Below are 26,796 nucleotides of genomic sequence, written 5' to 3'. Positions count from 1 at the left end.
TAGATGAGATACAATTGCTCATCTTGTTGTGACAATGTACACATTGCTGATGTGGATGCACCAATCCCCAGTTAGGCCCCCAGACCACTGGCAACCAGCCGATCACGGCAAGTAGAAATTTTCAGACATCCCTGCGCAGCCAGTTTACCGCCCTGTATAACGACACTCAGCGAGTTATTCTATACTACAAATCATCTTCAGAAATTACATCTACAGCTCCACAGGCTTTAAATAACCATTTCAATGAGCCGGACATAAAAGGTGAGTCAAGTGATGTTACTTCTATTACAAAATGAGTGTTTTCTAACGGTGGTTCAAACTGAATGGCATTCCACCAAAACCATTCCCGTTCCTCAGGTTCTAACCACGATAACCAGCTTGATAAAGTCCAACGCTCATCTTGCGCTGCTTCTTTTATTTTTTCATTATATGCAAGCTGCTCCCATCTTATCTGGGCTTCTATTTTTTCTTGCTTTGTTAATTCTGCAAGGCAGTTACTTACAAACTGCGAAGGAAGAATTTTATTCCAATACTCAAGTGACGGCCATGCTTCAAGTGAATGTTTATTTACAATTAATATGACTTCTTTTGCCAATTGCAAAACAAAAAAAGCATTAGAATCACATGACACTATAAATCTAGCGATACCTACACCTGTTGCTTTTTGTGTTGGCAATGGAGGAAAAGTTAACCTTTCCCGTTCAAGTAAGATTTGTCTTTCCATTTCAGCGCTTATACTCATCTTTTCCTGACCCCCGGATAATTTTATCTTGCAGATCTTTTAATTTTTCAGGCCTTATACCATATTGATCATCCGCTTTTGTCGGATCAGCAATAACAGGTTTACCTTTATTTTCTGGCAACCGAGCTACATTTTCCTTAACCGCAGAGTTTCTTAAATCATTTAGAACAGATGTAGGCACTTCAAATGTTTTTATTGTAGCACCTTCCATGTTTTGCGAAATACGTTTTTGCAAAAATTCTTGGGCGCGCGCTTTGTCACCAAAATTCAAATATAAGGTTGTTTCGCCTGTTATTGTGACTTGGCCTTTTTCACCGATCAGAACGCGTGTGTTAGGGACACCTTCAACCCGATATACAGTGACTGTAGAACCTGTTTTCGGATCTCTGATTGCCCCGCCGGTCTTTAGCACATTCAACGCAGCACTGGTGCCCATACCCGCAATGATTGACAATCCTTCTGAAGCAACCACTAGTCCTTTGCCAAACTCGCTCGTATTCTGACTGATAACCGCATTGTCTTTCGCTGTTTCCTGAGCAACCAGTTTTGCTACATCGGGATCTATATTCAGGAATGGACCATTCTCCAGTATTTCACTTTGAGCATCATTAGCCGCATCACGCGAGAACCCACAAGTATCAGGGTTGGCTTTACAAGAAGCCTTAATTTTATCCCTGTCTTTTTGGGACTGTTTCCGGGCATCTTCCAGAATAGGTTCTATATCTTCACCTTTCTCTTTCGCTGCCTTCACTTTTCTGTCGAGCGCATACATATCACCAGAGAGAAAGTTATTCTCAACCGTCGTTTTGCCCGCCTGAGCCGCCGCTACCGCATTCGCGCTGCTATCTCCCACCAGCCCGCCAGCCAGACCAGAAGCCAGTGTCGCCAGCGCAGATACCGCCTGTTTTTCTTCCTCGCTCAGTTCGCTGACCTGTTTGCCAAAACCGTCAACTGCAATCTTACCAGCCAGCTCACCCACCGCTGCACCGGCTGCGGCCGACGCCGCATCTCTGCCGGAAGCGGCTGCAAGTGCGGCGTTGACAACCGCATGGGCCAGCACGCGTCCCTTAAGATCCTTCTCCGGGATGACATTCGCGATGGCATTGGCGATATACGGCGCGGCACCGCCCGCAATCGCAGCTTTAATATCACCACCTGCCAGCGCCTGAATGGCCGCCGTTGCTGCCGTGATGGCGCGCTGGGTGCTCTGCCCCGTTCCCATGCCAGACTGGTTAAACGCTTCGTTATAGAAGGTCTGGTACATCTGGTCATGAATCGCCTGATCGGTAACCTCTTTACCGTCTTTTTTCAGCTGGCTGATGGCGGCGTTACGCGCATCGCTGCCCGCGGTTTTCATCTTCTCGTTGGCCGCTTCCGTGGCCGCAATCTTGCCGTTGGTGCGCGCAATATCCGCAACCTGATTGCCGATCTCGCCAATCATTTGCGCGGTTTGCAGGCGTTTCTGCTCTTTCTCTTTGTTAAAGATCGGGTCGATGCTGCCGTTGGCATGGTCTGTGTCACGGCTGAGCGTGCTGACGTCCTGCTTCTGGTTAGCCTGGTCGCGAACAATGATAGCACCGTCAGCTACCGCTGATTGCGTGGTCCCTTCAGCATGGCCACTGCCGCCCATTCCTGCCAGCATTGTGCTGGCCATGTTGCTAACCAGATTACCCGCAACCCCGGCGCCGCTGCTGAAGCCGACACCCTGATGTTCAACCTTATACTCCGCCTTATTGTTGATGTCCGTAAAGCCCAGCGTACCTGTCTCAAGGCGATTTTTGTCTGCATCAGCACGGCTGGCAATCACCGCACCGTCCAGCTGCGTATGGTTGCCAACGTTAATATCAAAGCCGCCTTTGCCAGCGAAGATCCCGGTCTGCTCCTGGACCGAGTCGTAGTTGCTCTTCATCTTGTCGCGGCTGATGCTAAAGCTGCCGCTACCGCTGCCCGCTCCCCAGGTGTAGCTTGCACCCGCATTCATACTCTGCTGTTTGCTGTTGTATTTGTCGCTATCCTGCAGGCTGCTGAGGGTCAGGTCGCGCCCGACATCCGCCGTGACCTTATCGCCGTTGACCTGCGCGCCTTTAAGTACCGTATCGCGGCCGCTGGTCAGGTTGACGTTCTGTCCGGCATCCAGCGTCGTTTCGTTCCAGGAGGTTCCATTGCCTTTTTCGCTGCCTCTGGCGGCGTTTACGCTGGCAGAGACGGTGATGCCCGCGCCATTCGGACCGGCGGTAATACCGATCCCGATTGAGCCACCCTTGCTGGAGTTACTGCCCGTCAGTTTGTTGGTGTCGGCTGCACTCGTCAGGTTGATATCCTGAGCCGCATTGAGCGTCAGATCCTTGCCAGCCTTCAGCTGACTGCCCGCCACGGTAATATCACCGCTGTTGGCAGCGTTGCCCTGACCTGTCGCCGTGATGGCGAGGTTACCCCCGGCATTCAGCGTGCTGCCGGTCGTTTTGTCCTGCTCCGAGTGTGAGGTGGATTTAGAGGACTGTCCGCCAATGGAGGCCATCACGCCGAACGCGCCATTGTTGGTGGGATCGCTGCCGTTAGCCGCTTCAGCGAGACGGTTGGCCTGCACGGCCTGAACACCCGACAGTGCCGCTTTGGTCGCCTGAAGTGCGGCGAGACGGCCATCGCTCTGGTCTTTCACCGCCATTGCCGTGCTGGCCGCAGTGTTCACCGCGTCACCCACTGCGCCGGAGAGGGCAATCGTCAGGCCACTGCTTTTCTGCTTGAAGGTTTGATCACTGGTGAGCCTGTCGTGGCCCGGCTCGATCGTCACGCTGTCTCCGGTGAGCGCCATATTTTTGCCAGCCACCAGATCCGCGCCGCCGACATGCAGCTGATTACCGGCGGCAATATCAACGCTCCCCCCCGTCGAGCCCACCGTACTGAAACTCTGGCTCTGGGTGGTGCCCTTCTCACGGAGATCCTGGGTACTTTTGCTGCTGCCGATGGTGAAACCAATCCCGCCCGAGCCCATCAGGCCGGATTTTTTCTCTTCCTTAAAGCGCCAGGAGGTATCGCTATTCGTCGCTGCCACAATATCGACGTTGTTGCCCGCCTTAAGCTTCACGTCGCCGTCGCCCGCCACGGCGGATCCGTTCACCAGCAGGTTATTGCCCGCAACGACCTGCACGTTATCGCCGCTCAGCAATGAGCCGGATTCACGCGTCGCGCTGTTCTCCTCGATGGTGTGGGTGGTTTTCTTGCTCAGGAACCCTTTTTTGGTTTTGGTCTGCTCTTTGTAGTGATAATCGCTTTCGGTTGCGGTATTGAGATTGACGTCGCGGCCCGCCGCCACGCCGATATCGCCCTTCGCCGTTACCTGCGCGGCTTCGGTGGTGACATCGCGCCCGGCGAGGATCTGGGTATTCGCCCCGCTGGCGATCTCGGTTCCCTGCTGGCGTACCGATTCGTTGATGACGGTTTTCTTGCCTGACTTATAGCTATCGCCCTGCGTGGTCTCTTCCGCCGCCAGATTCACGTCGCGACCCGCCTGCAGCCCGACGCTTTTCTCCGCTGCCAGCGCGGCGGCCTGAGCGTTGATATCCTGCCCGGCCTTCAGCACCAGGTTATCGCCTGCGGAAATCGTGGTGCGGTCGAGCCCGGTGCTGTGGGACTCGCTTTTCCCTTTACGGCTGCTTTCGCTGGTCTGTGCCGCGTTCAGATTGAGATCGTTGCCCGCGCTCAGCCCCGCGCTGCCGCCCGCCTTCAGGTCGCTGGCGGTCACGTCAAGGTTGTGCCCGGCGTTCACCAGCAGGTTGCCGCCCGCGGTGACGTTACTGCCCTGATACGTGACGGACGAACGGCTGGTTTTCGCCCGGCTGGAGCTGAATGCGTCGTTGATCTGATTCGCGTTGACGGCAATATCGCCCCACGCGTTCAGCAGCATATCGCCGCCGGAGGCCAGGTTCGCCCCGGTAACGGTGATGTTTTTCCCCGCCTCAAGTGACAGGCCATCCTGCGCGGTAATAGACGCCGTGTTGCCCAGCAGGGTGTCTTTCAGGCCGATCTTGCCGTACTTCCCTCCGGCGTTGATATCAATCTGCTCAACCTGGGTCAGGTTGTTGATGCTGCCGTCCAGGCTCTCCAGCGCGACCGTTTTGCCGCTGATGGTGGAGCTGATGTTATTGATATCGCCGATAGCGCTCAGTTTCAGGTCGCCGCCCGCTTTCATCAGGCCGTTGTTGAGGTTGCTGATGCTGTTCTGGCTGTCGAGCGTCAGGCTGTTTTTCGCCAGCAGCGAGCTGCCGCTGTTGGTGATGTCGCCGCCCTTCAGGGTGACGTTGTTGCCCGCGATTACGCTGCCGTTATTGACGGTGACGTCCTTCGGCGACAGGTAGAGTTTCGGCACCATCACGGTTTCACCGTTGACGGTGGCTTTCTCCCACCACAGCAGGCTGTGGTCGAGCGCGGCAATCTGATCGGCGGTCAGCGAGACGCCAAACTGCAGGCCCAGCGACTGCTGCGCCGCCGCCGCGTTGTCCATCAGATAGCGCATCTGATCCAGATCGGAGCCGATGCCATTCAGGTAGCGGTTACCGGTCTGGTTGAGCACCACGTTGGAGACATAACGGGTATCGAACGCCGCATCACCGAGGAAGCGGTAATCGTAATCCGGGTTCAGGTTGAGACGGCCGAGCATGTAAGACGAGCCGAGGAACTGCTTCTCGTCGGTAAACGCCAGCCGCGTCTCCTGCGGCGCCGTGGACGACGGTTTAACCCCGAGCATTGCGTTCAGATCGGCAAACAGGGCGGGATCAAGCTGTCCGAGACCGTTCAGTTTCGGGTTGATGCTGATCAGGTACGGGCTTTTCGGGTTGTCGGAGAAGACAAAATAGCCGTTGTTGCCCGAGGGAAGCGGGTAAGCGCTGGTATCGACGCGCTGGCCCTGATAATGCCCGACGGCGCCGCCCTGAGCGGTTCGGAGATCGGCGGTGGTGACCCCGGCGTTTGCCAGTGCGCCCAGCTGGCCGAGGTTCGCGTTGCCTTTCTGCCTGGTGCCAATATTGCTGAGAGGCGTGCCGGACGCGCCGCCGTTTTCCAGCGCGCCGCCGCCGTTAAGCTGCTGTAGCGCACCCTGGAGCTGATCGTTCCACTGCGGCGAGTTCACCGCCACGGTGCCGGTATTGCTCAGCCCCTGTTTTTGCACGCCGCTACCGACACTCTGGTTGCTGAGGGTGTTCAGCGACGGCGTGGAGATAACGTTGCTAACGCCGCCCGCGTTCGCAGTGGTATTGGTGTTGCTGATGTTACTGGTGAAGTTTGCGGTGACGTTACCGCCCGCCTGGATGACGGCGCGGTATAACGAACCTGCTTCAAAAGAGGAATCATGTCCAGTTAGTGCAAAGGTTACCGAATCATTATTGAAGGTAATATTTTTTGCTGAAGACATCTCATTTGTGGCGTACTTAGGCTTAACATTTTTGTATTTAGAAGCATATTCATAAACCAGATACTCATTCTGAATACCTTCTTGCCAACTTTGGTTATTAAGCGTCCCGCCTGCAAGAACGATGTTTCCTTCTGCAAGGATGTTACTAGCCTGGTTATCCAGAGACGTTGCGTACAGATCTAAGTTTTTTCCTGAATTGATACGACCAGCAGGATTATTGCCTCCGATAACCGATGTTACAGTACTTGAAGTTACAAATTTTTGCGTCGAAGTGTTCTTAAAAGGTGCATAGTAATAAGCCATCGCCTTATGGTAATTACACCCACCATTTTGCCCGCCTGCACAAGTACCTGTTTGCCATCTTTCTAACTGGGAGTAATAACCATAACTTCCTTCTGCTAAGGCTGTGACAGGAACATTTATAATCGATTCACCCGTCATCCAGCTTTCTGTTGGTACTGCGTTACGCACAGTTGTTGCTTGCAGACCATCCCTTTGGTTCAGCAAATGCCCCGTCCTGATCGCAATATCCCCGCGCTGCGTCTCAATATTCCCCGACGTGTTCACCACCTGGCTGTTCGCATTCCCTGCCGCATCCCGCTGCATCCACAGGTTGTTCCCCGCCATGATGTCGCCGCGCTGGTTGGTGATGCTGTCGGCAAACAGCGCCAGATTATTCGCCGCGTACAGTAGCGCGGTGTTGACGATGGCGCCCGGCGCGCTCAGGGTCAGCGAGCCGCGCGTGCCGGTGAAGCCGTCCACGGTAATATTGCTCCGGCTGGCCACGGTGATGTCACCTCCGCCCTGCACCGAGCCCGCGCCGTTCAGCGCCACGCTGCTGCCGGAGAGCGTGCTCGAGCCGCCGCCAGTGGTGATTTGTCCGTTGTTGCTGAGCTGCCCGCCCGCGTTCAGGTTGACCGCCTGCCCCTGCAGCACGCTGCGGTTATCGATGTCGCCGCCGCTGTTGATGGTGAGGGTTCTGCCTGCCGCCACAGCGGTTCTGCTGGTAAACGCGTTCGTCAGCTGCAGCGTTAAGTCCCCCAGGGACACCAGCTGGCCGGAAAGGTCCAGCCCCCGGCTTTGCAGCCACAGGTTGCCGCCGCTCAGCAGCTTGCCGCCCGCGCTCTGGGTTACCTGGTCCGCGCCAATATTCAGCTGCGTGTTGCCGAGCAGCGTGCCGCTGTTGTTCAGCTGGCTGTAGTTAACCGTCAGCTGTCCCGCCTGGGTGGTGCCCTGGCTGGCGAAATTGGTGCCGGTCAGGGTGGCGCGATCGGCCACCCACGTGCCGCCGTTGGTGGCGTTTGCCGCATTCAGGATCAGGTCGGTGGCCTGCAGCCAGCCGGTGCCGGTGAACTGCGGCGTGCCGAGCGTCAGGCGCGCGCCGGAAAGCAGCCTGCCGTCGTTACGCGCCTGCGAGGAGGCGGTCACGCGCGTCTCGCCGCCGCCCTGGATCAGGCCGTAGTTAAACAGCGCGGGCGTGGTCAGCGTCAGCGCATCGCGGCTGACGATTTCGCCCCCGCTGTTGTTGGTCAGCATCCCGCTGAGGGCCAGCGTCGCGCCGTTATCGCCCTGCAGACGACCGTTGTTGGTGAGCGCCCCGGTGGTGATGCCGAGCGTGCCCCCCTGCATTTTGCCGTCGCTGGTGACGGAGGCCGCCGTGATGTTCAGCGCCCCGCCGGACAGCAGGGTGCCGCCAGACTGCTGGCTGACCGCGCCGGTCTGACTGAGGGTCAGGCCATTCACGCCGCTGATGGCGCCGCTGTTGCTGAGCGTACCGCCTGTCAGCGTCAGGTTTTTCGCCGCCCACTGGCCCTGGTTCGCCAGCGTCGCGGCCTGCAGCGTCGCCGCACCCAGCGCGGTGATCCTGCTGCCTGTGGTTCCGGTGAGCGTATCGGCCAGCGTCATCTGCAGCGCGTCGGCGCTCTGCACCGCGCCGCTGTTATTGAGCGACCGGGCGTTAAACAGGATGTTCTGTGCCTGCCAGCTGCCGGCGTTGGTCACTGCCCCGGACGCAATCGTCAGCGCGCCCTGGGTAAGAAGCTTGCCGCCTGCGCCGTTGATCAGCTCCTGCTGCGGCGCGGCCATCGCCATGCGCGCCATCAGCCGCTGCTGCCCCTGAACGGTCAGGCTCTGCAGACCGGTTAAGGTGCCCTGGTTGTTAATGCTGTTCTGATGCAGCGCGAGGGTGTTCCCCTGCACGGTGCCGCTGTTTTTAAGCGTGCTGCCGCCGAGCGTCACATCGCCCTCGCTGAGGAGCTGCCCGCGGTTATCCAGCGTCTGTGCGGTGATATCCGTCCTACCCTGGCTCATCAGCGAGCCGGTTGAGGTCAGCGTGCCGCCGGTCGTGGCCGTCAGCGTTCCCTGGCTGAGCAGAGACCCGCCGTGCGTCCAGTCGCTGGCGCGGATGTCCGCGCCGTTCCCCTGCAGCGTGCCCTGCGTGGTCAACTGGCCTGCATCCAGCGTCAGCATGCCGCCGGAGAGGGTGCGCGAGGCCGCGCCCGTGGTCAGCGTGGTGCCGGTGAGCGCCAGGCCGTTCGTTCCCTGCATCAGCCCGCCGTTGTTCATATCGCGGGCAGTGAGGGACAGCGTACCGCCCGTGATGCGCCCCGGGTTCGCCAGGGTGTCCGCGGTGAAGGCGGTCGTGCCGCCGCTCTGCAGCAGCCCGGTATTCGTTAACGCCCCGCTGAGCGTGCCGCTGAGTCCCGTCTGCCCGTTCACCGTGCCGCTGTTGGTGAGAGTGGTGCCGGTCATGCCCAGCGTCGCGCCCTGCAGCGTACCGGCGTTGGTCAACTGTCCGCCCGTCAGCGTGAAGCCGCCGCCGGAGAGCCATTTACCGTTCAGCTCGTTGATAAAGCGGTCGGCGGTGGCGTTAACCGCGTTGCTGCCCTGCATCAGGCCGCTGTTGCGCAGCTCAGTACCGCCTGCTGTCAGCGTTTTACCCGCCACCGTGCCGCTGCTGGTCAGCGTCGTCGCGTTAAGCACGGCATCGTCGGTGGCAACGATGTTCCCCGTGTTGCTCAGGGCATTGCTCAGGCCCAAATCCAGGCTCTGTGCCTGAATATCGCCCCGGTTCGTCAGGTCGCTGCCCCGCAGGGTAAACCCACCCTTCACCAGCAACAGGCCGGCGTTATCGAGCGTGTCGAGGGATAAGTTCAGAGGACTGCCGCTCACCAGCTGCCCGGTGGCGCCATTGCTCAGCGCGCGGGTGGTCAGCGCCAGCGTGTCGTTGCCCTGAAGAATCCCGGTGTTGTTCAGCTGCGCAGCCTTCACCGCGAGGGCTTTTCCGGCCAGTTGGCCGTCGTTGAACAGCTGCGCCGCCGTCAGCGTGAACAGATTTTGGCTGAGCAGGGCACCCGTGTTATCCAGCCTGCCGGTCGCGGAAAGCGTCAGGGCGTCCAGCGTCTGAACGTTGCCCTGGTTATTCAGGCTCCCGGCGTCAAGCGTCGCGCTGCGCCCCTGAAGGCTGCCCGCGTTGCTGAGGGTTTGTCCGCTCAACGTCAGGGTCTCGCCGCCCGTCACCTGGCCCTGAGACTGGTTCGTGAAGGTGTTCCCGGACCAGGCCAGCGTGCTGCTGCCCTGAAGCAGACCGCTGTTCTGCAGGTCGCCCCGCAGAGTCAGCACTTTCGCCAGCAGCTGGCCACGGTTATCGGTCCTGTCGGCCTGGACGTCCAGCGCCTGCTGGCTGAGCACCTTACCGCTGTTGGTCAGCGTGCCGGTTACCGCCGCCGTCACGCCCGTTTCCCCCAGCGCGTTACCGGTATTCATCCACTCACCGGTGGCGAGGTTTAGGGTGTTGCCCTGCAGCAGCCCGGCGTTGTTCAGGGTGGTGTGGTGCAGGGCGAGCGCGCCACCGGAGAGCAGCATGCCCGCCTGCTGGTTGCTGAGCTGTGCCCCGGTCGCCGTCAGGGAGTGTGTCCCCTGCAGCGTGCCGCCGTTGGTCACCGACGCGCTGTTAAACTGCGCGTCGGTACCGGCCATCAGCCCGCTGTTCGTCAGGCTGGCGGTGGTCAGCGTCAGGCCGTCCCGGGCAATTACCCGCCCGTCGGCATCATTGCTGGCTTGTCGGGCCAGGTTCAGCAGCAGCGCGGTGGCGCTGAGCTCGCCGCTGTTGGCCAGCGTTTCACCGCCGAGCGTCAGCGTTCCGCTGCTGCGCAGCGCGCCACGGTTAGTGAGGTCTGCCACGCCGAGCGTCAGCGCCGAGTCCCCCTCGACGGTGCCCTGGTTTTGCAGGCTGTTCGCCGTGATGTGCAGGTCGCTGGCCGCAATATTGCCCGCGTTAGCAAACGCAGTGCCGTTCAGGGTGAGCCGGTCGTCCGCCAGCAGGCGTCCGGTATCGGTGTTGGTCAGGCTGAGGTAGTCGCTGCTCAGGCTGAGGCCGTTGATTTCACCCTGGTTTGTCAGCGTGTCGCCCCGGAGGCGCAGTGTGCCGTCGGTAGTGATAAGCCCGCTGTTAGACAGCACCGGAACGTTCAGCGTTAAATCCTGCGTGCTGTAGACCGATCCGCCCGCGAGGTTTGTGAGTGACCCGGTCTTCAGGCCGAGCAGGGTGGTCCCCTGCAGCAGTCCGCTGTTCTCCACCGAGGCAGCGTCCAGCGCCAGCGTACCGGCAACCAGCGTACCGCTGTTGGTGATGCGTTCAGGAGCCGTCAGGGTCAGGCGATCCGCTTTTGCGACGCCAGACTGGAGGATGTTCTGTCCACTGAGCGCGATGGCGCTGGCGGTAAGCTCTCCGCCGCTGGTCAGGTCGCCGGTCGCGTTAAAACTCAGCGCGTTACCGGTGGATTTCCCGGCGTGCGTAATTGTGCCCGCCGTCACCGACAGCGCACCCTTCGCCGCCTGCGTGCCGTTCAGCGCGGCATTCTGCGCCTGCAGGGTAAGCCCCTGCCCGCTCTGCAGATGCGCATCCTGGCCGGTGGTCAGGTCGCCGGTACTGACGGTTAATGCCCCTGCCGCGTCCGTCTGCCCGTTCAGGCTGGCGCTGTGGGTCGCGGTAATCTGTACATTGCCCTGACTGGTGGTACGGGACGCCTGACCGCTGGTCAGGGTGCCGGTCTGCACCGTCAGCGCCGTCGCGCCGGACAGGGTGCCATTCTGTTCAAGCGTGTCTGCCGTCACGCTCATCGCCCCGTCAGCCAGCAGGCTGCCGCTGTTACGCAGGGTCTGCTGCGCCGTGACGTTTGCATTGCCTTTCGCGCTCAGCGTGCCCCGCTGCTCCAGGGTACCGGCGCTTAGCGCCAGGTTGCCGGCGCTCTGCAGGGTACCGCTGTTAGTGATCGTCTGCCCCTTCAGGGTGACGTCGTTACCCTGCACCGTGCCGCCGTTTGTCAGCTCACTTGCGTTCACGTCAAGGTGGCCTTTCGCCGCCAGCTGGCCGCTGTTGGACACCCTGTTACCGGAAAGGACAATGTCGCGCCCCGCATTCACCTGCCCCTGATTACTGACGGCGCTGCCCGTCAGGCGGACATCGCCCGTGGCATCGGCCCGGCTCTGGCCGTCCATCACCAGCTGTCCGCCGCTCAGGGCCAGATTCTCTCCTGCCGAGACCGCACTGGCCGTGGATGACAGCGTGCCGCCGCTGCTGAGGGTCGCGCGGGTATCGCTACCGCTGCGGGTATTCGTCAGCGTGATATCTTTCCCGGCCGCCACGCTGAGCGCGCCTTTGCTGGTGACGCTGCCGCCGCGCTGCGTCAGGCTGCCGTCGGTGGACAGCGTGGTGTCGGCCTGGCCTGTCAGCGTCGCATCCGCAAGCGCTGTACCCTGTTTGCTCGTGACGGTTAGCGCCCCGCCCTGTGCCGACACGCCGCCGCCGTTTACGGTCAGGGTATATTTACTGTCCAGCGTCGCCGCGCCGCGGGAGACCAGGGAGGTATTGCTGAGCGTCATCCCCTGCCCGCTGCTCACCGACAGCGCGCCCGCGCTGTTTGTCCCGCCGCCCATCGTCTGCACTTTCCCCGCAGCGGAAAGGCGCATATCGCCCTGGCTGGCGAGCGTGCTGTTATTGAGTTCCACATCCTGCGAGCTGGTCACATTCAGCGCGCCCCCGGCCTGATGGCTGCCGTTGAGGACCACTCCCGCGCCATTCGCGGTAATCGAGCCGCTGGCCAGGCTGTTCGTGACCGTCAGTTTCCCGCCCGCATCCAGCTGAATATCGCCCTGGCGCGCGGTGAGGTTGCCGAGGTTCACCCCCACGCCCGTCTCGCTGGAGACCAGGCGGATACGGTTGGCATACATCCCGCCGAGCGCGCCGGTATCCACGGCCACCACGGGCGCGGCGCCCTCACCGGCAATCGGTTTGACGCTGCCGTCTGCGCCCACGCGGTTCGCCCCTGCCGTTACCGTCAGGTCGTTCGCATGTATCGCGGCGTTCACTTCCGTCGCGCGCGCAATGATCGACAGCGCGTCGCTCTTGCTGGCATCCAGCCCCTGGCCTTCAACCGTGATGGCGCCTTTCGTCACCTCCAGCGCCTGCAGGTTACCGCTGGCGTCGAACTGCGGTTTCCCCGTGGTCAGGGTGACGTTCGGGGTGTTGATAAATCCGCACCCGTTACAGGTGATGCCGTACGGGTTGGCCACCATAACGTTTGCTGCTTTACCGGCGACTTCCGTGTAGCCCTGCAGCTGCGAGCGGCTGGCGCCCGTGACTTCGTTGATAATGCCTTTCGCTTCCCGCCCGGCCTGCAGGTTGGGGTTGTTCTGGATAAGCCCGCCCAGTTGGGTCTGGGTTAAACGGTCCGTGCCGTTATTGAGGATAAGCCCCTCTTTGCCGACGTTATACTCACCGAACTGGTTATGCGAGATACCCGCCCCGTTGGGCGTGGCGATGTTGACGACCGGCACCCCGTTCCCCGCCCGATCGACCGTGGTCTGCCCGGTCGGCGTCAGCGCCGCCGCGACGGCAGGTGCCATCGGCTGCCAGACCATTAAGCCGCAGACAATCCAGCTGATCAGACGCTGCGAGAAACGAACGGGTGGGTGACGGGTATCCATAGTCGTAGAGTCTCTTAAAGCATGAAGGCAATGCGCCAGTTAACGCTCACATGATCCGGGCCGAGCCAGTCGGGGTAGTGCAGGGGCGTGCCGACCGAAATCTGGCTGCTGTACCAGCGCCCTGCGCTGCTCAGCCCCACCGAGCCTCCCCATAACGTGCCGGAGGCAAAACGGTCCTGACGGTCTTTTTCCAGCCAGCCGCCGTCAACGGCAACCGTTGCGCTCACTGCGCCAATCACCGGAAGGGTGAAGAGGGAATACCCCAGCTCGTTACGCCAGTAGCCGCCGTTATCCCCGGACAGGTATTGCTCTTTAAAACCGCGCACGGAGCTTTCGCCGCCGAGCGTCAGGCGCTCGGAACCGTACAGCCGATCGGGCGACCACTGGCCGTAGGCGCTGGTCAGCCACCAGGCATTACGGGTAATCGGCCGCTGGAAGCTGGCGTTCAGACTCCATTTGCGGAATTCCGCACGCGGCACATCCCCGGACTTATCTTCGTCGGTTTCGGCATTGAACCACGGCATGCCGTGGCTCCAGGTCGGGTTGAAGGTCGCCACGCCGCCCAGCATTTTTTGCGTGTGCGTAATGCCCAGAATCAGGCTGGAGAGGTTGCGCGTGCTGCTCTGAAGCGGCGCGTCGTTGAGCCAGTTGCGGCTGGAGCGTTGAACCACGCCTGCCGCAATGCCGGTTTTCACCTCCCCGTTGCGGAAGACCACCCAGGACGCGTTAAGGCGGTGGGTTTTGGTATCGCCCGTGGAGAGCCAGTTGAATCCCTGGTTATTGATGGTGGTCCGGTAGTTACTCCAGGCGTAGCTGTAGTCCAGTAATCCGTAGCCAAACGGCACGCTGACGCCCGCCTGGAAATTCTGCGCATCGTACGCGCTGGCAAAATCGCTGCTGCGCCCGCCGCTGACAAACCATTTATCCGCCAGCCCCAGCATATTATTGGCGGTGAGCACGCCACTCAGCTGATCTTCGCCGGTACTCTTCTGTCCGCTATTATCCAGGCTTACGGATACACTTAAGGGAAATTCCGGTTTTGCCGTGAGATTAACGATGGAATATCCGGCCTGCGTTCCCGGAAGAATTTCAATCTGAACCGGGTCGGTACGCAAACGGTTAATTTGCTCCATGCCCTGTTCGATGTCGCGTAAATTAAGGATGCCGCCCACCCGTCCCGGAAACGCCATTTTCAGCATACGCGGCGTTTCGCCTTCCAGACGGATCGCTTCCAGTCTGCCTTCCAGCACAACAATATTCAGCTGGCCGCCGGAGAGATCCTGCTCGGTAAGAAAAGCGCGGCTGGTGATATATCCCCGGCTGATATACCAGTCAGAAATATGGGCGAGAAGCTCCGTTATTTTCGCCATATCCAGACAGCGGCCCTGCCACGGCGCGACAAGGGTCTGCCGGTTTTTCGGGGAGATTAAGGTCGCACCGGAAAGGGTAATGGTATGAATGGTGAAACAGGGTCCGGAGCCGGTAACAGGCAGCGGTCTGGCGGGCGCAGGGCGAGGAATACTGCGCTCCAGCTCCTCACGCTGTTGCTGGTTCTGTAATAAAAGCTGCTGCTGTTGCTGTTGAATGGAATCGCGATCGGCTGGCGATAAAGGTGCAGCACTCACCCTCGCTGAAAAAAGCGAAAACAATAAGATAGCAACAGCATAATTTACTAATGAAATTATTCTAATTTTTATTTCGGCGTTATTCATCCATGCCACAAAAATGTCCGCAATGATTATTTTTGTAATATAAGAGTTTTCTTAAAGAGAGTATATCAAATTTGAATTAGGGCTCCTAAAATTAATAGTTATTTCAGAAGAGTGAGAAGGGTATTAAGAGAAAATAAGAAAGGATTTAACTAAGCCTTAAATCTTGAGTTAGCCCCAATACACTAGCTGTGAAGACGGAAAGTTTTTCGCCACTCTGCGGGACTCACCCCAAAACGCGCTTTAAACTGCTGTCGCCAGGTGACGGCGGAATTAAATCCCACCAGCTCAGCCACGCGTTCAATCGGCATATTTCCGGCTTCCAGTAAGATCTGGCTGCGCCGCAGGCGTTCGGCGGTCAGCCAGTCGGTGACGCTCATCCCCGTCGCGTTAACAAAATGACGGGTCAGGGTGCGGCGGCTCATCGAGACCACCTCCGCCAGCGAGTCCAGACTATGCGGTTCGGTGATGTGCTGCTGCAGGTAGTCGATCAGACAGTTAATGCGTCCGTCGCGGGTATCTTTAGGCACCGGCTGGGCGATGAACTGCGCCTGCCCGCCCTCGCGGTGGGGCGGAACAATCATCCGACGGGCAATCTGGTTAGCAACCAGGCTGCCAAAGCGCTGGCGAATGATATACAGGCAGCAGTCGAGGGCTGCGGCAGTACCGGCGGAGGTGATGATATTGCCGTCATCCACATAAAGGGCATTAATATCCAGCTGAACGTTCGGAAAGAGCGACTGAAACTGACGTTCGAACTCCCAGTGGGTGGCCGCGCGTTTGCCGTCGAGGATCCCCGCCCAGGCCAGCACAAACGCCCCCAGACACAGCCCGACGATTTCCGCACCGTGGTCTCTCGCCTGCATCAGGCTGTCGAGCAGCGCCTGCGGCGGGCGTTCAAGAACGTGCTGCCAGTAAGGAACGACAACAATATCGGCCTGCCCAATGGCGGTAAAATCCTGCGTGGCGTTGAGAGCAAATCCGTCTTTTGAGGTGAGAAATCCTGGCGTTTCGGCGCAGATCGTCACGTTAAAGCGCTTTTCTCCGGAGACCGAGTCGCCAAACAGAATGCAGGGAACGGAGTAGTGGAACGGGCTGAACCCGTCTACCGCGACAATCGCGACGTTGATTAGCGACATCTGTCTCTCCTTTCCCTTTCAGACACTCAGAATATAACGGTTTCGCCATCCTGGGGAATGCTCACTGCGTCACTCACCTGGTTGGCTTCAACGTACTCCCGCAGCGCGCTGCGGGTTAACAGACAGTGGTTAATGGCTTCCATATGGATCGCCACAATTTTAGCCTGCGGCAGCAGGAAATGGACGTTGAGCACATCCTCCTGCCCCATAATAATGGGCCCAAAACCAATGACGTGGGCATAGCCGGCGTTCAGCACCACCACGTCCGGCTGGTGCTTTTGCAGATCGGCCGCCACCTCGTCACGCCAGACGGTATCCCCGGCAATATAGAGCGTCTTCTCATCAGGATGACGCAGCACCACGCCACAGGCCTCGCCCAGCCGCTCCGCCAGTTCGGGCACGGCGTATGCGCGATCGGTACCGTGCTGGCCGCCGTGGGTCTTCGCAATTCGAATCTCGCCAAAGGTGGTCTCGTCGGTCATGACCGTCAGGTTGCTAAACCCCTGGCTGCGCAGCAGCGCGGCGTCGCGGTCATTTTGTACGTAGATCGGTTTGTCTTTGGCGATCAGTTCCGCTGCGGCGCGATCCCAGTGATCGTCATGGGTATGGGTGACGATCACCGCGTCGGCGTCCAGCAGCGCGTTGACGTCAACGGGGAGTTCGACCGTCGGGTTGCGGCGTTCGGCATGGGCCGTGCCAGGGAAGCCCGGATAAGCGCCCTGTGGGGCCAGCATCGGGTCGACTAAAAGACGTTTTCCGGCATAGGTAATCAGTTGGGTGGCGTTGCGAATGTGGGTGATGTTCATGGGCTATCCTCCGGTTGGTGTGATAAGGAGGATAGCCAGCCGTCGCGCGGCACGCTGTGGGTTAAAGAGCGATTACCGATGAAATCGGGCCAATTTACGTCACCGTGCTTTATGCGGGTGCTTTTACCAGCCCGGCACCGCCCCGCCGTTAAAGATCGTCTCCGCTGCTTTCGCTACTTCAGGGGACTGATACGACTGGATAAATTCCTTCACGTTCTCCGCGTCTTTGTTGTCTTCGCGCGTCACCACGATGTTCACGTACGGCGAATTTTTGTCTTCGATAAAGACGCTGTCATGCACCGGCGACAGCCCGGTTTGCTGAATATAGGTGGTGCTGATGATGGCGACATCCACTTTCGGGTCGTCCAGCACGCGCGGCAGCTGCGCCCCTTCCAGCTCCATGATTTTCAGCTGCTTAGGGTTGGCGGTAATATCCAGCGCCGTCGGCAGCAACCCGGTACCTGGCTTCAGGGTGATGAGCTTCTCTTTTTGCAGCAGCAGTAGCGCGCGGCCAAGGTTGGTCGGGTCGTTTGGAATGGCAATGGTTGCGCCGTCCTTCAGGTCAGACACGGATTTGATTTTGCGGGAATAGCCAGCCATCGGGAAAACAAAGGTGTTCGCCACGGCCACCAGCTTGTAGCCATGCGCCTTGTTATCCTCTGCAAGGAACGGGCGATGCTGGAAGACGTTGGCATCCAGTTCCCCCTGGTTGGTGGCATCGTTAGGCAACAGCGAGCCGCTGAAGCCCACCAGCTCCACGTTCAGGCCATATTTCTCTTTTGCCACCTTTTTGGCGACTTCCGCCACGTCCTGTTCGGCGCCGTTGATGACGCCGACTTTAATGTGTTTGGCATCGCTGCCACTTTGATCGCACCCTGCCAGCAGCAGGCCAGCCAGTACCAGAGCACCCAATCGACGTTTCACAAGACAGTTCCTTTTGCTGAATGTTGTAGTGACTATATCGACAACGAGGCGGGGAAATAAAAACCGAAAAAGAATCAATAAGAAGGATCGGTTATATGCGGGTATGGCCGGGTGACGCTGCTCCACCGGGCATCAGGGATCACAACGTTGTCGTCCAGTCCTCGACGGCAAGCTCCTGCACCATTCTGAATGCACGATCGTTAGTAACAATCGTTGTTCCCCGACTGATAGCATGTGCAGCGATCAGTTGATCGAGATCCCCCATCACTTTCCCTTTCTTTTCCAGGGTTGCACGGAGTTCACCGTACGTTGCTGAGGCGTCGCTGTCCCAGTCGCAAATCGTGATGGTATTGAGAAACTCCCGGATTGTTTCTTTCAATCTACTGCTTTTCTTCTTGTCAGCACCATACAGCAATTCCGCTTCGGTAATGCTTGAGATACAAACGTCACCCGGCGCCAGACATGTCATTCTGCTTACAACCTCCGGGTGTCGTTTAAACAAGTGACTCACAATATTCGTATCCAGCATATGTCTCATGAGCATGCTCCATCCAGAGGGTCTCTTGTCGTAACACTCTGATTGCGTTCCTCCTTGCTCAAAAACGTATCTGGTACGTCCGTTTCTGCCAGCATGCGGAGAAAATTATCCCAGCTCTTTATTAGAAAAGGTTTTGCCGCCAAAACGACATTCCCCTCCTCATCCCGTCGGATGTAGACGCTCTCCGCATCAAACGCGAATTCAGCAGGCAGCATAACGGCCTGATTCTGACCCTTTTTGAATAGTTTTGCTGTGCGTTCCATTGCTATCTCCATGGATGACTTGACCAGGCCAAAGCATGCGCCAGGGCCCGAAAAGAAGACAAGCAACACGTTTTAAATTAGGAAAGCGGCTCGCAATAAATAGCAGAATGCATAATGACAGAAACGGGCTTAAAGTGCTTTCGCCAGGTAATGTCGCTGCATGCCCGGGTACGGATAATCCTGCAAAGACATCTGCAGCTGGTACCCCTGCTTTTCATAGAACGGACGCGCCTGGAAGCTGGCGGTATCGACCAGCGCGTGCTTGCAGCCTTTGCGCCTGGCTTCTTCTTCGGCCGTTCTGATGAGCTGGCTGCCCACGCCGGTTCCGCGTACGGTGTCGCTCACCCAGAGATAGTCGATATTCAGCCAGTCGCCTTTGCGCACCCCAATGAGCCCGCCGAGCATGGTGCCGTTTTCGTCCCGTACGTAAACGCCAACGTCGCCGCTAAAATTTGTCAGATCGAGAAACTTTCCGTTAAAAGCCCTCAGCCCCGTCAGTAACTCCTCTTTCTCCTGCGTCGTAACATTATCAGTAATGCTCAGGTGCATATTTTTTCTCCTTGTTATCTGTGCCGTTTCACTATCTCACACACGCATCGTGGAGAAAATTCATACTTTCGGCTGGCGTCGCTACACTGAATGTAACGATATATTTCATGGGAAGCCTGTGACTTCTAATGGGGGTTGTTGATGAAAGCTGCGCATCTGGTCTGCCTGCTGGTTTGTCTGCTCTTCGCCGCGTTTGTCCATGCTCAGGAAAAGGAGGATCCGGCGAAAGAGGCGCAGATTAAGCAGCAGGTCATGAAAGATATAAAGAAAACCTGTACGCCACAGAAAAAGCAGAGCGATAAGGCCTGGCAGGCGATGATTTTGTCGTCAGAGGCCAATCAGCTGCTGATCAAAAATGCCGTTACCGCCGTGAAGCGCGACAACCTGGACGCCTACTGGGCGGCGATTGGTCAGGTGGATTGTATGGAAGATTATTGAATGCTGCTTGCCGGGTGGCGGCTGCGCCTTACCCGGCCTACACATTATTTTTAACGCTTACGCACGTCTGGAATAATTAAATCCCCGCGCAGCACATACGAGCCGAGCATCTGCGTTTTCTCCGTCAGCCAGCTCACTATACGCGCCGCCATGGCATCCATTGAATATTCAATCGCCGGGATCACCGGAATACCCGGCAGGTGCAGCGATCCGGCCAGGCTAAAGACCATAATGTCGTCCGGCACGGATTTATTAAACGCCTGCAGCTGCGGGATCACCCGCTGGGCTTCCTGCTCGTCCGCCACCAGCAGTGCGTTGAAGTTCAGCGTGCTGGCGTTATTCAGCAGCTCCTGTAGCGCAACGGACGAGGAGGTCGCGTCCATGAACACAAGGTTGCGATTAAAGGGCAGGAAATTTTTCTCCAGCGCGTGCTTGTAGCCGAGCAGAACCTGGTCGGCAAACCCGCTGCCGTGCGGGTGGATCAGGGCAATCTGCCGTCTCCCCTGGCTGGTCAGGTAGTTACAGGCGGTTTCGGCAGCAAAGGCGTGATCGAACTGAATGCTGTTGGAATTATCAGACTCCATGCAGTCGACCAGGATGACGTTGTCCATATCGACGTCCAGCGGGAAACGCGCGCCAATCACCAGGATGTCATCGCAAAGCCCGCGAGAGAGTTCTTCAAGGGCGTGCATCACTTCCGCTTTACTGTGCGCGAAGCGCAGCAGCAGGTGTTTTTGATGCTGGCTGAGCTGTTTTTCCAGCGCGTAGAGATAACCGGTGGTCTGGTTAATATTTTCCTGCGCGCAAATGACCCCGATACAGCCCGTCGACTGGCTCAGCAGCGACTGGGCAATCACGTTAGGCCGGTAGTTCAGCTCATCCACCGCTTTCAGTACGGCCTGACGGCTGGCTTCCTTTACGCCACGCGACCCACTCAACACTCGCGATACCGTGGCTTTTGACACCCCGGCAAGACGTGATACATCATTGATTGTCGACATCTCTTTCCCCTGGCAGGCTTACCTCGCGCCTGCAAATTCCATGACCGCTTCGGCTCACATTATAGCCAGAACGGAGTATATCCGTTTCCGTTTTCCATGGAAACCGATTTTCCGTTTCCACTCAAAATGATGTCAAAACAGCCAAATTATGTGACCTGCATCCGGTTAATTAGCCTCATAAGTATTGGATCTTGATGGTTGTCACAGTTCTGTCTTTTATGAATGGAAACCGGTTTCCGTATCATGTCCAATCATCCTCGCAATAACTTTTTACATTTAGAGGATGGTTGTCGATGTTCAAGATTATGCTGTGCTGCTCTGCCGGGATGTCCACCAGCCTGCTGGTCAGCAAAATGGTCGATGTCGCGAAAGAACGTGGTTTGCCGGTGAAGATTGATGCGTACGGTGTTTCCGAATTTGATACGCAGTTTCCGCAATACCAGGTGGTACTTCTCGGACCGCAAGTGAAATACATGTTACAGACACTCTCAGACAAGGCGGCGACGCATGGCATTCCGGTGCAGCCCATCGACATGATGGACTACGGCATGCAGCGTGGCGATAAAGTACTGGACTTTGCTCTGTCGCTCATCGAAGCGGCACACTAAAAGGTGTTCACATGAGTTCGTTATATCAATCCATGGTCGCGGTGATTGAGCAGTCAATTACCCCGCTGGCCGCGAAGCTCGGCCAGCAAAAGTACGTGATTGCCATCCGCGACGGCTTTACCGCCGCGCTGCCGTTTATGATCATCGGCTCGTTTATGCTGGTGTTCATCTTCCCGCCGTTCTCGGCGGATACCACCAACAGCTTTGCCCGCGGCTGGCTGGATTTCTCCCAGACCTACCGCGAACAGCTGATGCTGCCGTTTAACCTCAGCATGGGCGTGATGACCTTCTTCATCTCGGTAGGGATTGGAGCGAGCCTGGGGCGTCAGTTTAACCTCGACCCGGTGATGTCCGGCCTGCTGGCCTTTATGGCCTTCCTGCTGGTCGCCGCGCCATATGCCGACGGCAAAATCTCGACCCAGTATCTCTCCGGCCAGGGCATCTTCACCGCGCTGATTACCGCGATCTACGCCACCCGCGTCTATGCCTGGCTGAAGCAGAACAACGTCACCATCCGCCTGCCGAAGGAAGTGCCCACCGGCGTGGCGCGTTCGTTTGAGATCCTGATCCCGGTGATGGTGGTGATCGGCACGCTGCATCCGCTGAACCTGTTCATTGAAGCGCAGACCGGGATGATTATCCCGCAGGCAATCATGCACCTGCTGGAGCCGCTGGTGTCCGCGTCTGACTCCCTGCCCGCCATTCTGCTCTCCGTGCTGCTGTGCCAGATCTTCTGGTTTGCCGGTATCCACGGCTCGCTGATTGTTACCGGCATCATGAACCCGTTCTGGATGGCCAACCTCTCGGCAAACCAGGCGGCACTGGCCGCAGGCGCGGCGCTGCCGCACGTTTACCTGCAGGGCTTCTGGGATCACTATCTGCTGATTGGCGGCGTCGGTTCCACCCTGCCGCTGGCGTTCCTGCTTCTGCGCAGCCGCGTTACCCACCTGCGCACCATCGGCAAAATGGGCGTGGTGCCAAGCTTCTTTAACATCAACGAGCCGATTCTGTTCGGCGCGCCGATCATCATGAACCCGATGCTGTTTATCCCGTTCGTGTGCGTTCCGCTGATCAACGCCTGCCTGGCGTACGGCGCCACGAAGCTCGGCTGGCTGGCGCAGGTCGTCTCGTTAACTCCGTGGACTACCCCTGCACCGATTGGCGCCTCGTGGGCGGCGAACTGGGCGCTGAGCCCGGTGGTGATGTGCCTGGTCTGCATGGTGATGTCCGCGCTGATGTACCTGCCGTTCCTGCGCGCCTATGAGCGTACGTTGATTAAAAACGAAGAGCAGAAAGCCCAGGCTGCAACCGTGAGTGCCGCTGAAGCCACAAGCAATTAAGTCAAAGAGGAAGGGTCATGAAATACGCATTTCCCGATAACTTCTGGTGGGGCAGCGCAAGCTCCGCTCTCCAGACGGAAGGGGCAAGAGAGGGTGAAACCACGTGGGATTACTGGTTTGCCCGCGAGCCGAACCGTTTTCACAATGGCGTGGGGCCGCAGCAGACCTCCACGTTTTATCAGCACTGGAAAACGGACATTCAGCTGTTGAAACAGCTGAACCACAACAGCTTTCGCACCTCGATTAGCTGGGCGCGCCTGATCCCCGACGGTATCGGTGAAGTTAACCCGGACGCGGTCGATTTTTATAATCAGGTCATTGATGAACTGAATGAACAGGGCATCACGCCGTTCATCACCCTGTTCCATTTCGACATGCCGATGGCGATGCAGGAGATAGGCGGCTGGGAAAACCGTGACGTGGTGGACGCGTACGCCCGCTATGCGCAGATTTGCTTCGAGCTGTTCGGCGACCGCGTGCTGCACTGGTTTACCTTCAACGAGCCGATCGTGCCGGTGGAAGGCGGTTATCTGTACGACTTCCACTATCCAAACGTGGTGGATTTCCGCCGGGCGGCCACCGTGGCGTATCACACGGTGCTGGCGCATGCGAAGGCAGTTCAGGCCTACCGCGCCGGGCATTACGCGGGAGAGATCGGCATCGTGCTGAACCTGACGCCGTCGTATCCGCGCTCGCAAAACCCGGCGGACGTGAAGGCGGCGCACGTTGCGGATCTGATGTTTAACCGCAGCTTCCTCGACCCGGTCCTGCGCGGCGAATACCCAGCGGATCTGGTGGCGCTGCTGAAATCTTACGACCAGCTGCCCGCCTGCAAGCCGGAAGACGGTTTCCTGATTGCGGAAGGAAAAATCGACCTGCTCGGCATTAACTACTATCAGCCGCGTCGCGTGAAGTGCCGCGACAGCGCGGTGAACCCGCAGGCGCCGTTTATGCCGGAATGGTTCTTTGATAGCTACGAGATGCCGGGACGCAAGATGAACCCCTACCGCGGCTGGGAAATCTACGCGCCAGGTATCTACGATATTCTGATTAACCTGCGCGACAATTACGGTAACCCCCGCTGCTTTATTTCTGAAAACGGGATGGGCGTCGAAAACGAGCAGCGCTTTATTGAAAATGGCCAGATTAACGATCAATACCGCATTGAGTTTATTTCTGAGCATTTAACCTGGCTGCATAAAGGCATTAGCGAAGGGTGTAATTGCCTTGGCTACCATATGTGGACATTTATCGATAACTGGTCGTGGTGCAATGCCTATAAAAATCGCTACGGATTTATCCAGCTCGATCTGGAGACGCAGCAGCGCACCATTAAGAAAAGCGGAGAGTGGTTTGCCGCCACCGCCTTAAATAATAATTTTGAAAAAGAGTAATGATAATGATCGAATTAGAAGAAGCCGTTATGGAAATTATCGTCAATGCTGGCCAGTCCCGCAGCCTATGCTTTGAGGCGCTGCACGCGGCGCGCCAGGGCAACATTGACGAAGCCAAAAGCCTGCTGCGCGAAGCCGACGGCTATGCGCGCCAGGCGCACAAGATGCAGACCAAACTGATCGAGCAGGACGCAGGCGAAGCCCGCCAGCCGATGACCTTAATTATGGTGCACGCGCAGGATCATTTAATGAATTCGTTATTAGCGCGTGAATTGTCTGAAGAAATTATTCATTTATATCAGAGATAGTCTATGGCGAAATAAATTAATGTAATACCTCTGTACCTAAAACTAGAAATCCACTTGTTCTGATGATAGCGACATATTCTGTCAGATCGGAGCGGGATGGTTATTGTCTGAATAAAATTAAACTATATTGAGATAACCATGAATACGATTAAAAAACTACCATTAACCATGGCGGTTATCGCCGCGCTTTGCCCAATTTCCGTGCTTGCACAAGAATTCACCCAGGAGCAAATCGACGCCATTGTGGCGAAAGCGGTGGATAAAGCCCTGGCCGAGCGCCAGGCCAAAATGGATGCCGCCGTCGCGAAAAAAGCGGACGTGGTGACCGAGCCGCAAAGCGCGGCGCAATCCCCGGACATGGCGATCCCGTTCGGGATTAAATTTACCGGCTACGCCCGCTACGGCGCGCACTTCCAGGCCGCCGATCAGAAATACGTGGCTGTCGATGGCTCCTACAACGGCGCGTCCGCGATCGGTCGTCTGGGTAACGAAGGCAACGGCGGCGAGTTCCAGCTCTCTAAAGCCTTCAAGGGCGAAAACGGCGCCATCTGGGACATCAACGTGATGATCGACCACTGGGGCGACGAAGTTAACCTGAAAAAGGCCTACGCCGGGGTGACCAATATTATGGCCTCCAACCCGAACGCCTACTTCTGGGCCGGTCGTGACTTCCACCAGCGTCCGCAGCAGGGCATCAACGATTACTTCTGGATGAACCACGACGGCCAGGGCGCCGGGGTGAAGAACTTCGACATCGGCGGCGTGCAGTTTGACGTCGCCGCCGTGGCGGCGGTGGAATCCTGTAGCCCGGAAGTGATGGAAGACGAAGCGAACCCGTCGCGTATCACCTGTACCGGCGGGTCCGGCACGGGCGACAAAGGCAACTACGCCGCGACGTCTAAAATCCACGGCATGAAGCTCGGTCCGCTGGATCTGGAGCTGTACGCCAACTACGGCTTTGACTCGAAAGCGGTGGAGAGCGACGAGCGTCTGAACGCCTGGCAGGGCGGCGTGGTGCTGAGCCACACCAACGACAGCGGCGTGAACAAGGTGATTGCCCGCTACTCCGATAACGCGGACAACAGCGTGTTCAACAAAACCGAGGATCTGACCACGGTCTACGCCAGCTTCGAAGGGCTGTATAAATTCACCCAGGCCACGCAGGTGGAGTACATCCTCGCCTTCCACGATTATGACAACAGCCGCGATAAGACCGACAACCGTAAGAACTACAACGCCATCGTGCGCCCGATGCACTGGTGGAACGACGTTCACTCCACCTGGCTGGAAGCAGGCTGGCAGCACGTTGATTATGATAACGGCGGCGACAACAAGGGCTGGAAGCTGACCCTGTCGCAGAACATGTCTATCGCCATGGGGCCAGAGTTCCGTCCGATGCTGCGCTTCTACGTGACCGGCGGCAAAGTGGATAACGCACGCACCGCGCGCGTGAACAACACCAAAGACGAGACGCTCGACGACTTCAACGTCGGCGCGATGTGGGAGGCGTGGTTCTAGTAGAGCGTCGTTTGTTTCGCCCGGCGGCGCTGCGCTTGCACGGGCCTACAAGGTTTTGTAGGCCGGGTAAGCGCAGCGCCACCCGGCAAGATCCCATGTTATGCTAGAAAAAAATCAACATAGCAGGGGAGAAAATGGGTTCCACACGTAAAGGGATGCTGAACGTCCTGATCGCCGCCGTTTTATGGGGCAGTTCCGGCGTTTGCGCGCAGTACATCATGGAGAAAAGCCACATTTCTTCGCCTTACCTGACCATGGTTCGCCTGCTGTTTACCGGCGTGATCCTCCTGACGCTCTCCTTCGTTCACGGCGACAAGATTTTCTCGGTCATCAAACATCGCAAAGACGCCCTCAGCCTGCTGTTTTTCTCGCTGGTCGGCGCGCTCACCGTGCAACTCACCTTCCTGCTGACGATTGAAAAATCCAACGCCGCTACCGCCACCGTGCTGCAGTTTCTGTCGCCAACCATTATCGTGGCGTGGTTCGCGCTGGCGCGGAAAACGCGCCCCGGCGTGTTTGTTCTGTCCGCGATTGTGACCTCGCTTGTCGGGACGTTCCTGCTGGTGACCCACGGCGATCCAACCTCGCTCTCCATCTCGCCAGCCGCGCTGTTCTTTGGCATCGCCTCGGCGTTTGCCGCGGCGTTTTACACCACCTATCCGTCAACGCTGATTGCCCGCTACGGCACATTGCCGATTGTCGGCTGGAGTATGTTGATTGCCGGGTTAATGCTGACGCCGTTCTACGCCGGGCGCGGGACGACCTTCGTCATTGACGGCAGCCTGCTGCTGGCGTTTTTCTATCTGGTGGTGATCGGCACCGCGCTGACGTTCAGCCTGTATCTGAAAGGCGCGCAGATGATCGGCGGGCCGAAGGCGAGCATTCTGAGTTGCGCCGAGCCGCTGAGCAGCGCGTTGCTGTCGGTGATGTTGCTGGGCGTGGCGTTTACCCTGCCGGACTGGCTGGGGACGCTGCTGATCGTGTCGTCGGTGGTGCTGATTTCAATGGATTCAAGAAGACGGGTGAGGACATCGGCGTAGCCTGATGTCCCCTCATCCCGGACCGTACACCCCAAAGGGGCGAGGGGGAAAAGACCGCACCGAGCAGTCCCCTCTCCCCTGTGGG

Annotated in this window: 17 protein-coding genes; 7 read left to right on the top strand and 10 right to left on the bottom strand. The window is 58.0% G+C overall.

Going from position 1 to position 26,796, the window contains the following annotated elements; translation table 11 throughout:
* Window positions 1–184 precede the first annotated feature (184 nt).
* The 9 genes from V1572_RS03165 to V1572_RS03125 all read right to left on the bottom strand — a co-directional run bounded on the left by V1572_RS03165 (window position 185) and on the right by V1572_RS03125 (window position 19,064).
* The gene (locus tag V1572_RS03165; protein WP_023326410.1) at window positions 185–742 is read right to left on the bottom strand and encodes a hypothetical protein; all 558 of its coding nucleotides are present in this window, start codon (window positions 740–742) and stop codon (window positions 185–187) included.
* Window positions 726–13,136 carry a contact-dependent inhibition toxin CdiA gene (cdiA, locus tag V1572_RS03160; protein ID WP_395299694.1) on the bottom strand — a complete coding sequence of 4,137 codons (12,411 nt, stop codon included), beginning with the start codon at window positions 13,134–13,136 and terminating at the stop codon, window positions 726–728. The genes V1572_RS03165 and cdiA overlap by 17 nt, the downstream gene beginning before the upstream one ends.
* 14 nt (window positions 13,137–13,150) lie before the next feature.
* Entirely contained in the window at window positions 13,151–14,848 is a 1,698-nt protein-coding gene (locus tag V1572_RS03155) for a ShlB/FhaC/HecB family hemolysin secretion/activation protein (protein WP_244940638.1), read from the bottom strand.
* 182 nt (window positions 14,849–15,030) lie between these two features.
* Window positions 15,031–15,984, bottom strand: a complete 954-nt coding sequence (locus V1572_RS03150) for a GlxA family transcriptional regulator (protein ID WP_126535090.1) — start codon at window positions 15,982–15,984, stop codon at window positions 15,031–15,033.
* 26 nt (window positions 15,985–16,010) lie between these two features.
* The gene (locus tag V1572_RS03145; RefSeq protein WP_045907939.1) at window positions 16,011–16,790 is read right to left on the bottom strand and encodes an MBL fold metallo-hydrolase; all 780 of its coding nucleotides are present in this window, start codon (window positions 16,788–16,790) and stop codon (window positions 16,011–16,013) included.
* Window positions 16,791–16,913: 123 nt separating this feature from the next.
* Window positions 16,914–17,714 (bottom strand): lipoprotein NlpA, encoded by an 801-nt coding sequence (nlpA, locus tag V1572_RS03140; protein ID WP_395299693.1) that lies wholly within the window; start codon window positions 17,712–17,714, stop codon window positions 16,914–16,916.
* A 139-nt stretch (window positions 17,715–17,853) separates the two neighbouring features.
* Complete coding sequence (locus V1572_RS03135) at window positions 17,854–18,252, bottom strand: type II toxin-antitoxin system VapC family toxin (protein ID WP_395299692.1); 399 nt, start codon at window positions 18,250–18,252, stop codon at window positions 17,854–17,856.
* Window positions 18,249–18,515 carry an antitoxin gene (locus tag V1572_RS03130; RefSeq protein ID WP_262796981.1) on the bottom strand — a complete coding sequence of 89 codons (267 nt, stop codon included), beginning with the start codon at window positions 18,513–18,515 and terminating at the stop codon, window positions 18,249–18,251. Before V1572_RS03130 ends, V1572_RS03135 begins: the two co-directional genes overlap by 4 nt.
* Window positions 18,516–18,644: 129 nt before the next feature.
* Window positions 18,645–19,064 (bottom strand): GNAT family N-acetyltransferase, encoded by a 420-nt coding sequence (locus V1572_RS03125; RefSeq protein WP_048030347.1) that lies wholly within the window; start codon window positions 19,062–19,064, stop codon window positions 18,645–18,647.
* Window positions 19,065–19,205: 141 nt separating this feature from the next.
* Between V1572_RS03125 and V1572_RS03120 the strand changes: the two genes are divergently transcribed.
* Window positions 19,206–19,502, top strand: coding sequence for a YicS family protein (locus V1572_RS03120; RefSeq protein WP_044597403.1), 297 nt, complete (start codon window positions 19,206–19,208; stop codon window positions 19,500–19,502).
* Window positions 19,503–19,552: 50 nt separating this feature from the next.
* On the opposite strand, the gene V1572_RS03115 is transcribed toward V1572_RS03120, so the two are convergent.
* The gene (locus tag V1572_RS03115; RefSeq protein WP_008500131.1) at window positions 19,553–20,503 is read right to left on the bottom strand and encodes a LacI family DNA-binding transcriptional regulator; all 951 of its coding nucleotides are present in this window, start codon (window positions 20,501–20,503) and stop codon (window positions 19,553–19,555) included.
* 293 nt (window positions 20,504–20,796) lie between these two features.
* On the opposite strand from V1572_RS03115, the gene V1572_RS03110 reads away from it, so the two are divergent.
* The 6 genes from V1572_RS03110 (at window position 20,797) to V1572_RS03085 (ending at window position 26,711) form a co-directional block, all read left to right on the top strand.
* The gene (locus V1572_RS03110; RefSeq protein WP_008500132.1) at window positions 20,797–21,111 is read left to right on the top strand and encodes a PTS sugar transporter subunit IIB; all 315 of its coding nucleotides are present in this window, start codon (window positions 20,797–20,799) and stop codon (window positions 21,109–21,111) included.
* An 11-nt stretch (window positions 21,112–21,122) separates the two neighbouring features.
* Entirely contained in the window at window positions 21,123–22,451 is a 1,329-nt protein-coding gene (locus tag V1572_RS03105) for a PTS sugar transporter subunit IIC (RefSeq protein WP_262796982.1), read from the top strand.
* Window positions 22,452–22,468: 17 nt separating this feature from the next.
* Window positions 22,469–23,845, top strand: coding sequence for a glycoside hydrolase family 1 protein (locus V1572_RS03100; protein ID WP_262796984.1), 1,377 nt, complete (start codon window positions 22,469–22,471; stop codon window positions 23,843–23,845).
* Window positions 23,846–23,850: 5 nt separating this feature from the next.
* A complete protein-coding gene (locus V1572_RS03095; protein WP_262796986.1) occupies window positions 23,851–24,153 on the top strand; it encodes a PTS lactose/cellobiose transporter subunit IIA in 303 nt (100 codons plus the stop codon).
* Window positions 24,154–24,291: 138 nt separating this feature from the next.
* On the top strand, window positions 24,292–25,671 hold the full coding sequence (locus tag V1572_RS03090) for a carbohydrate porin (protein WP_008500137.1): 1,380 nt from the start codon (window positions 24,292–24,294) through the stop codon (window positions 25,669–25,671).
* A gap of 134 nt (window positions 25,672–25,805) precedes the next feature.
* The gene (locus V1572_RS03085) at window positions 25,806–26,711 is read left to right on the top strand and encodes an EamA family transporter (protein WP_008500138.1); all 906 of its coding nucleotides are present in this window, start codon (window positions 25,806–25,808) and stop codon (window positions 26,709–26,711) included.
* The last annotated feature ends 85 nt before the right edge of the window (window positions 26,712–26,796 follow it).

The organism is Enterobacter quasiroggenkampii, from assembly GCF_043972695.1.
Taxonomy (GTDB): Bacteria; Pseudomonadota; Gammaproteobacteria; order Enterobacterales; family Enterobacteriaceae; genus Enterobacter; species Enterobacter quasiroggenkampii.
Note: the sequence above shows the minus strand (reverse complement) of the source record. Positions and strands in the feature narration are given on the sequence as shown.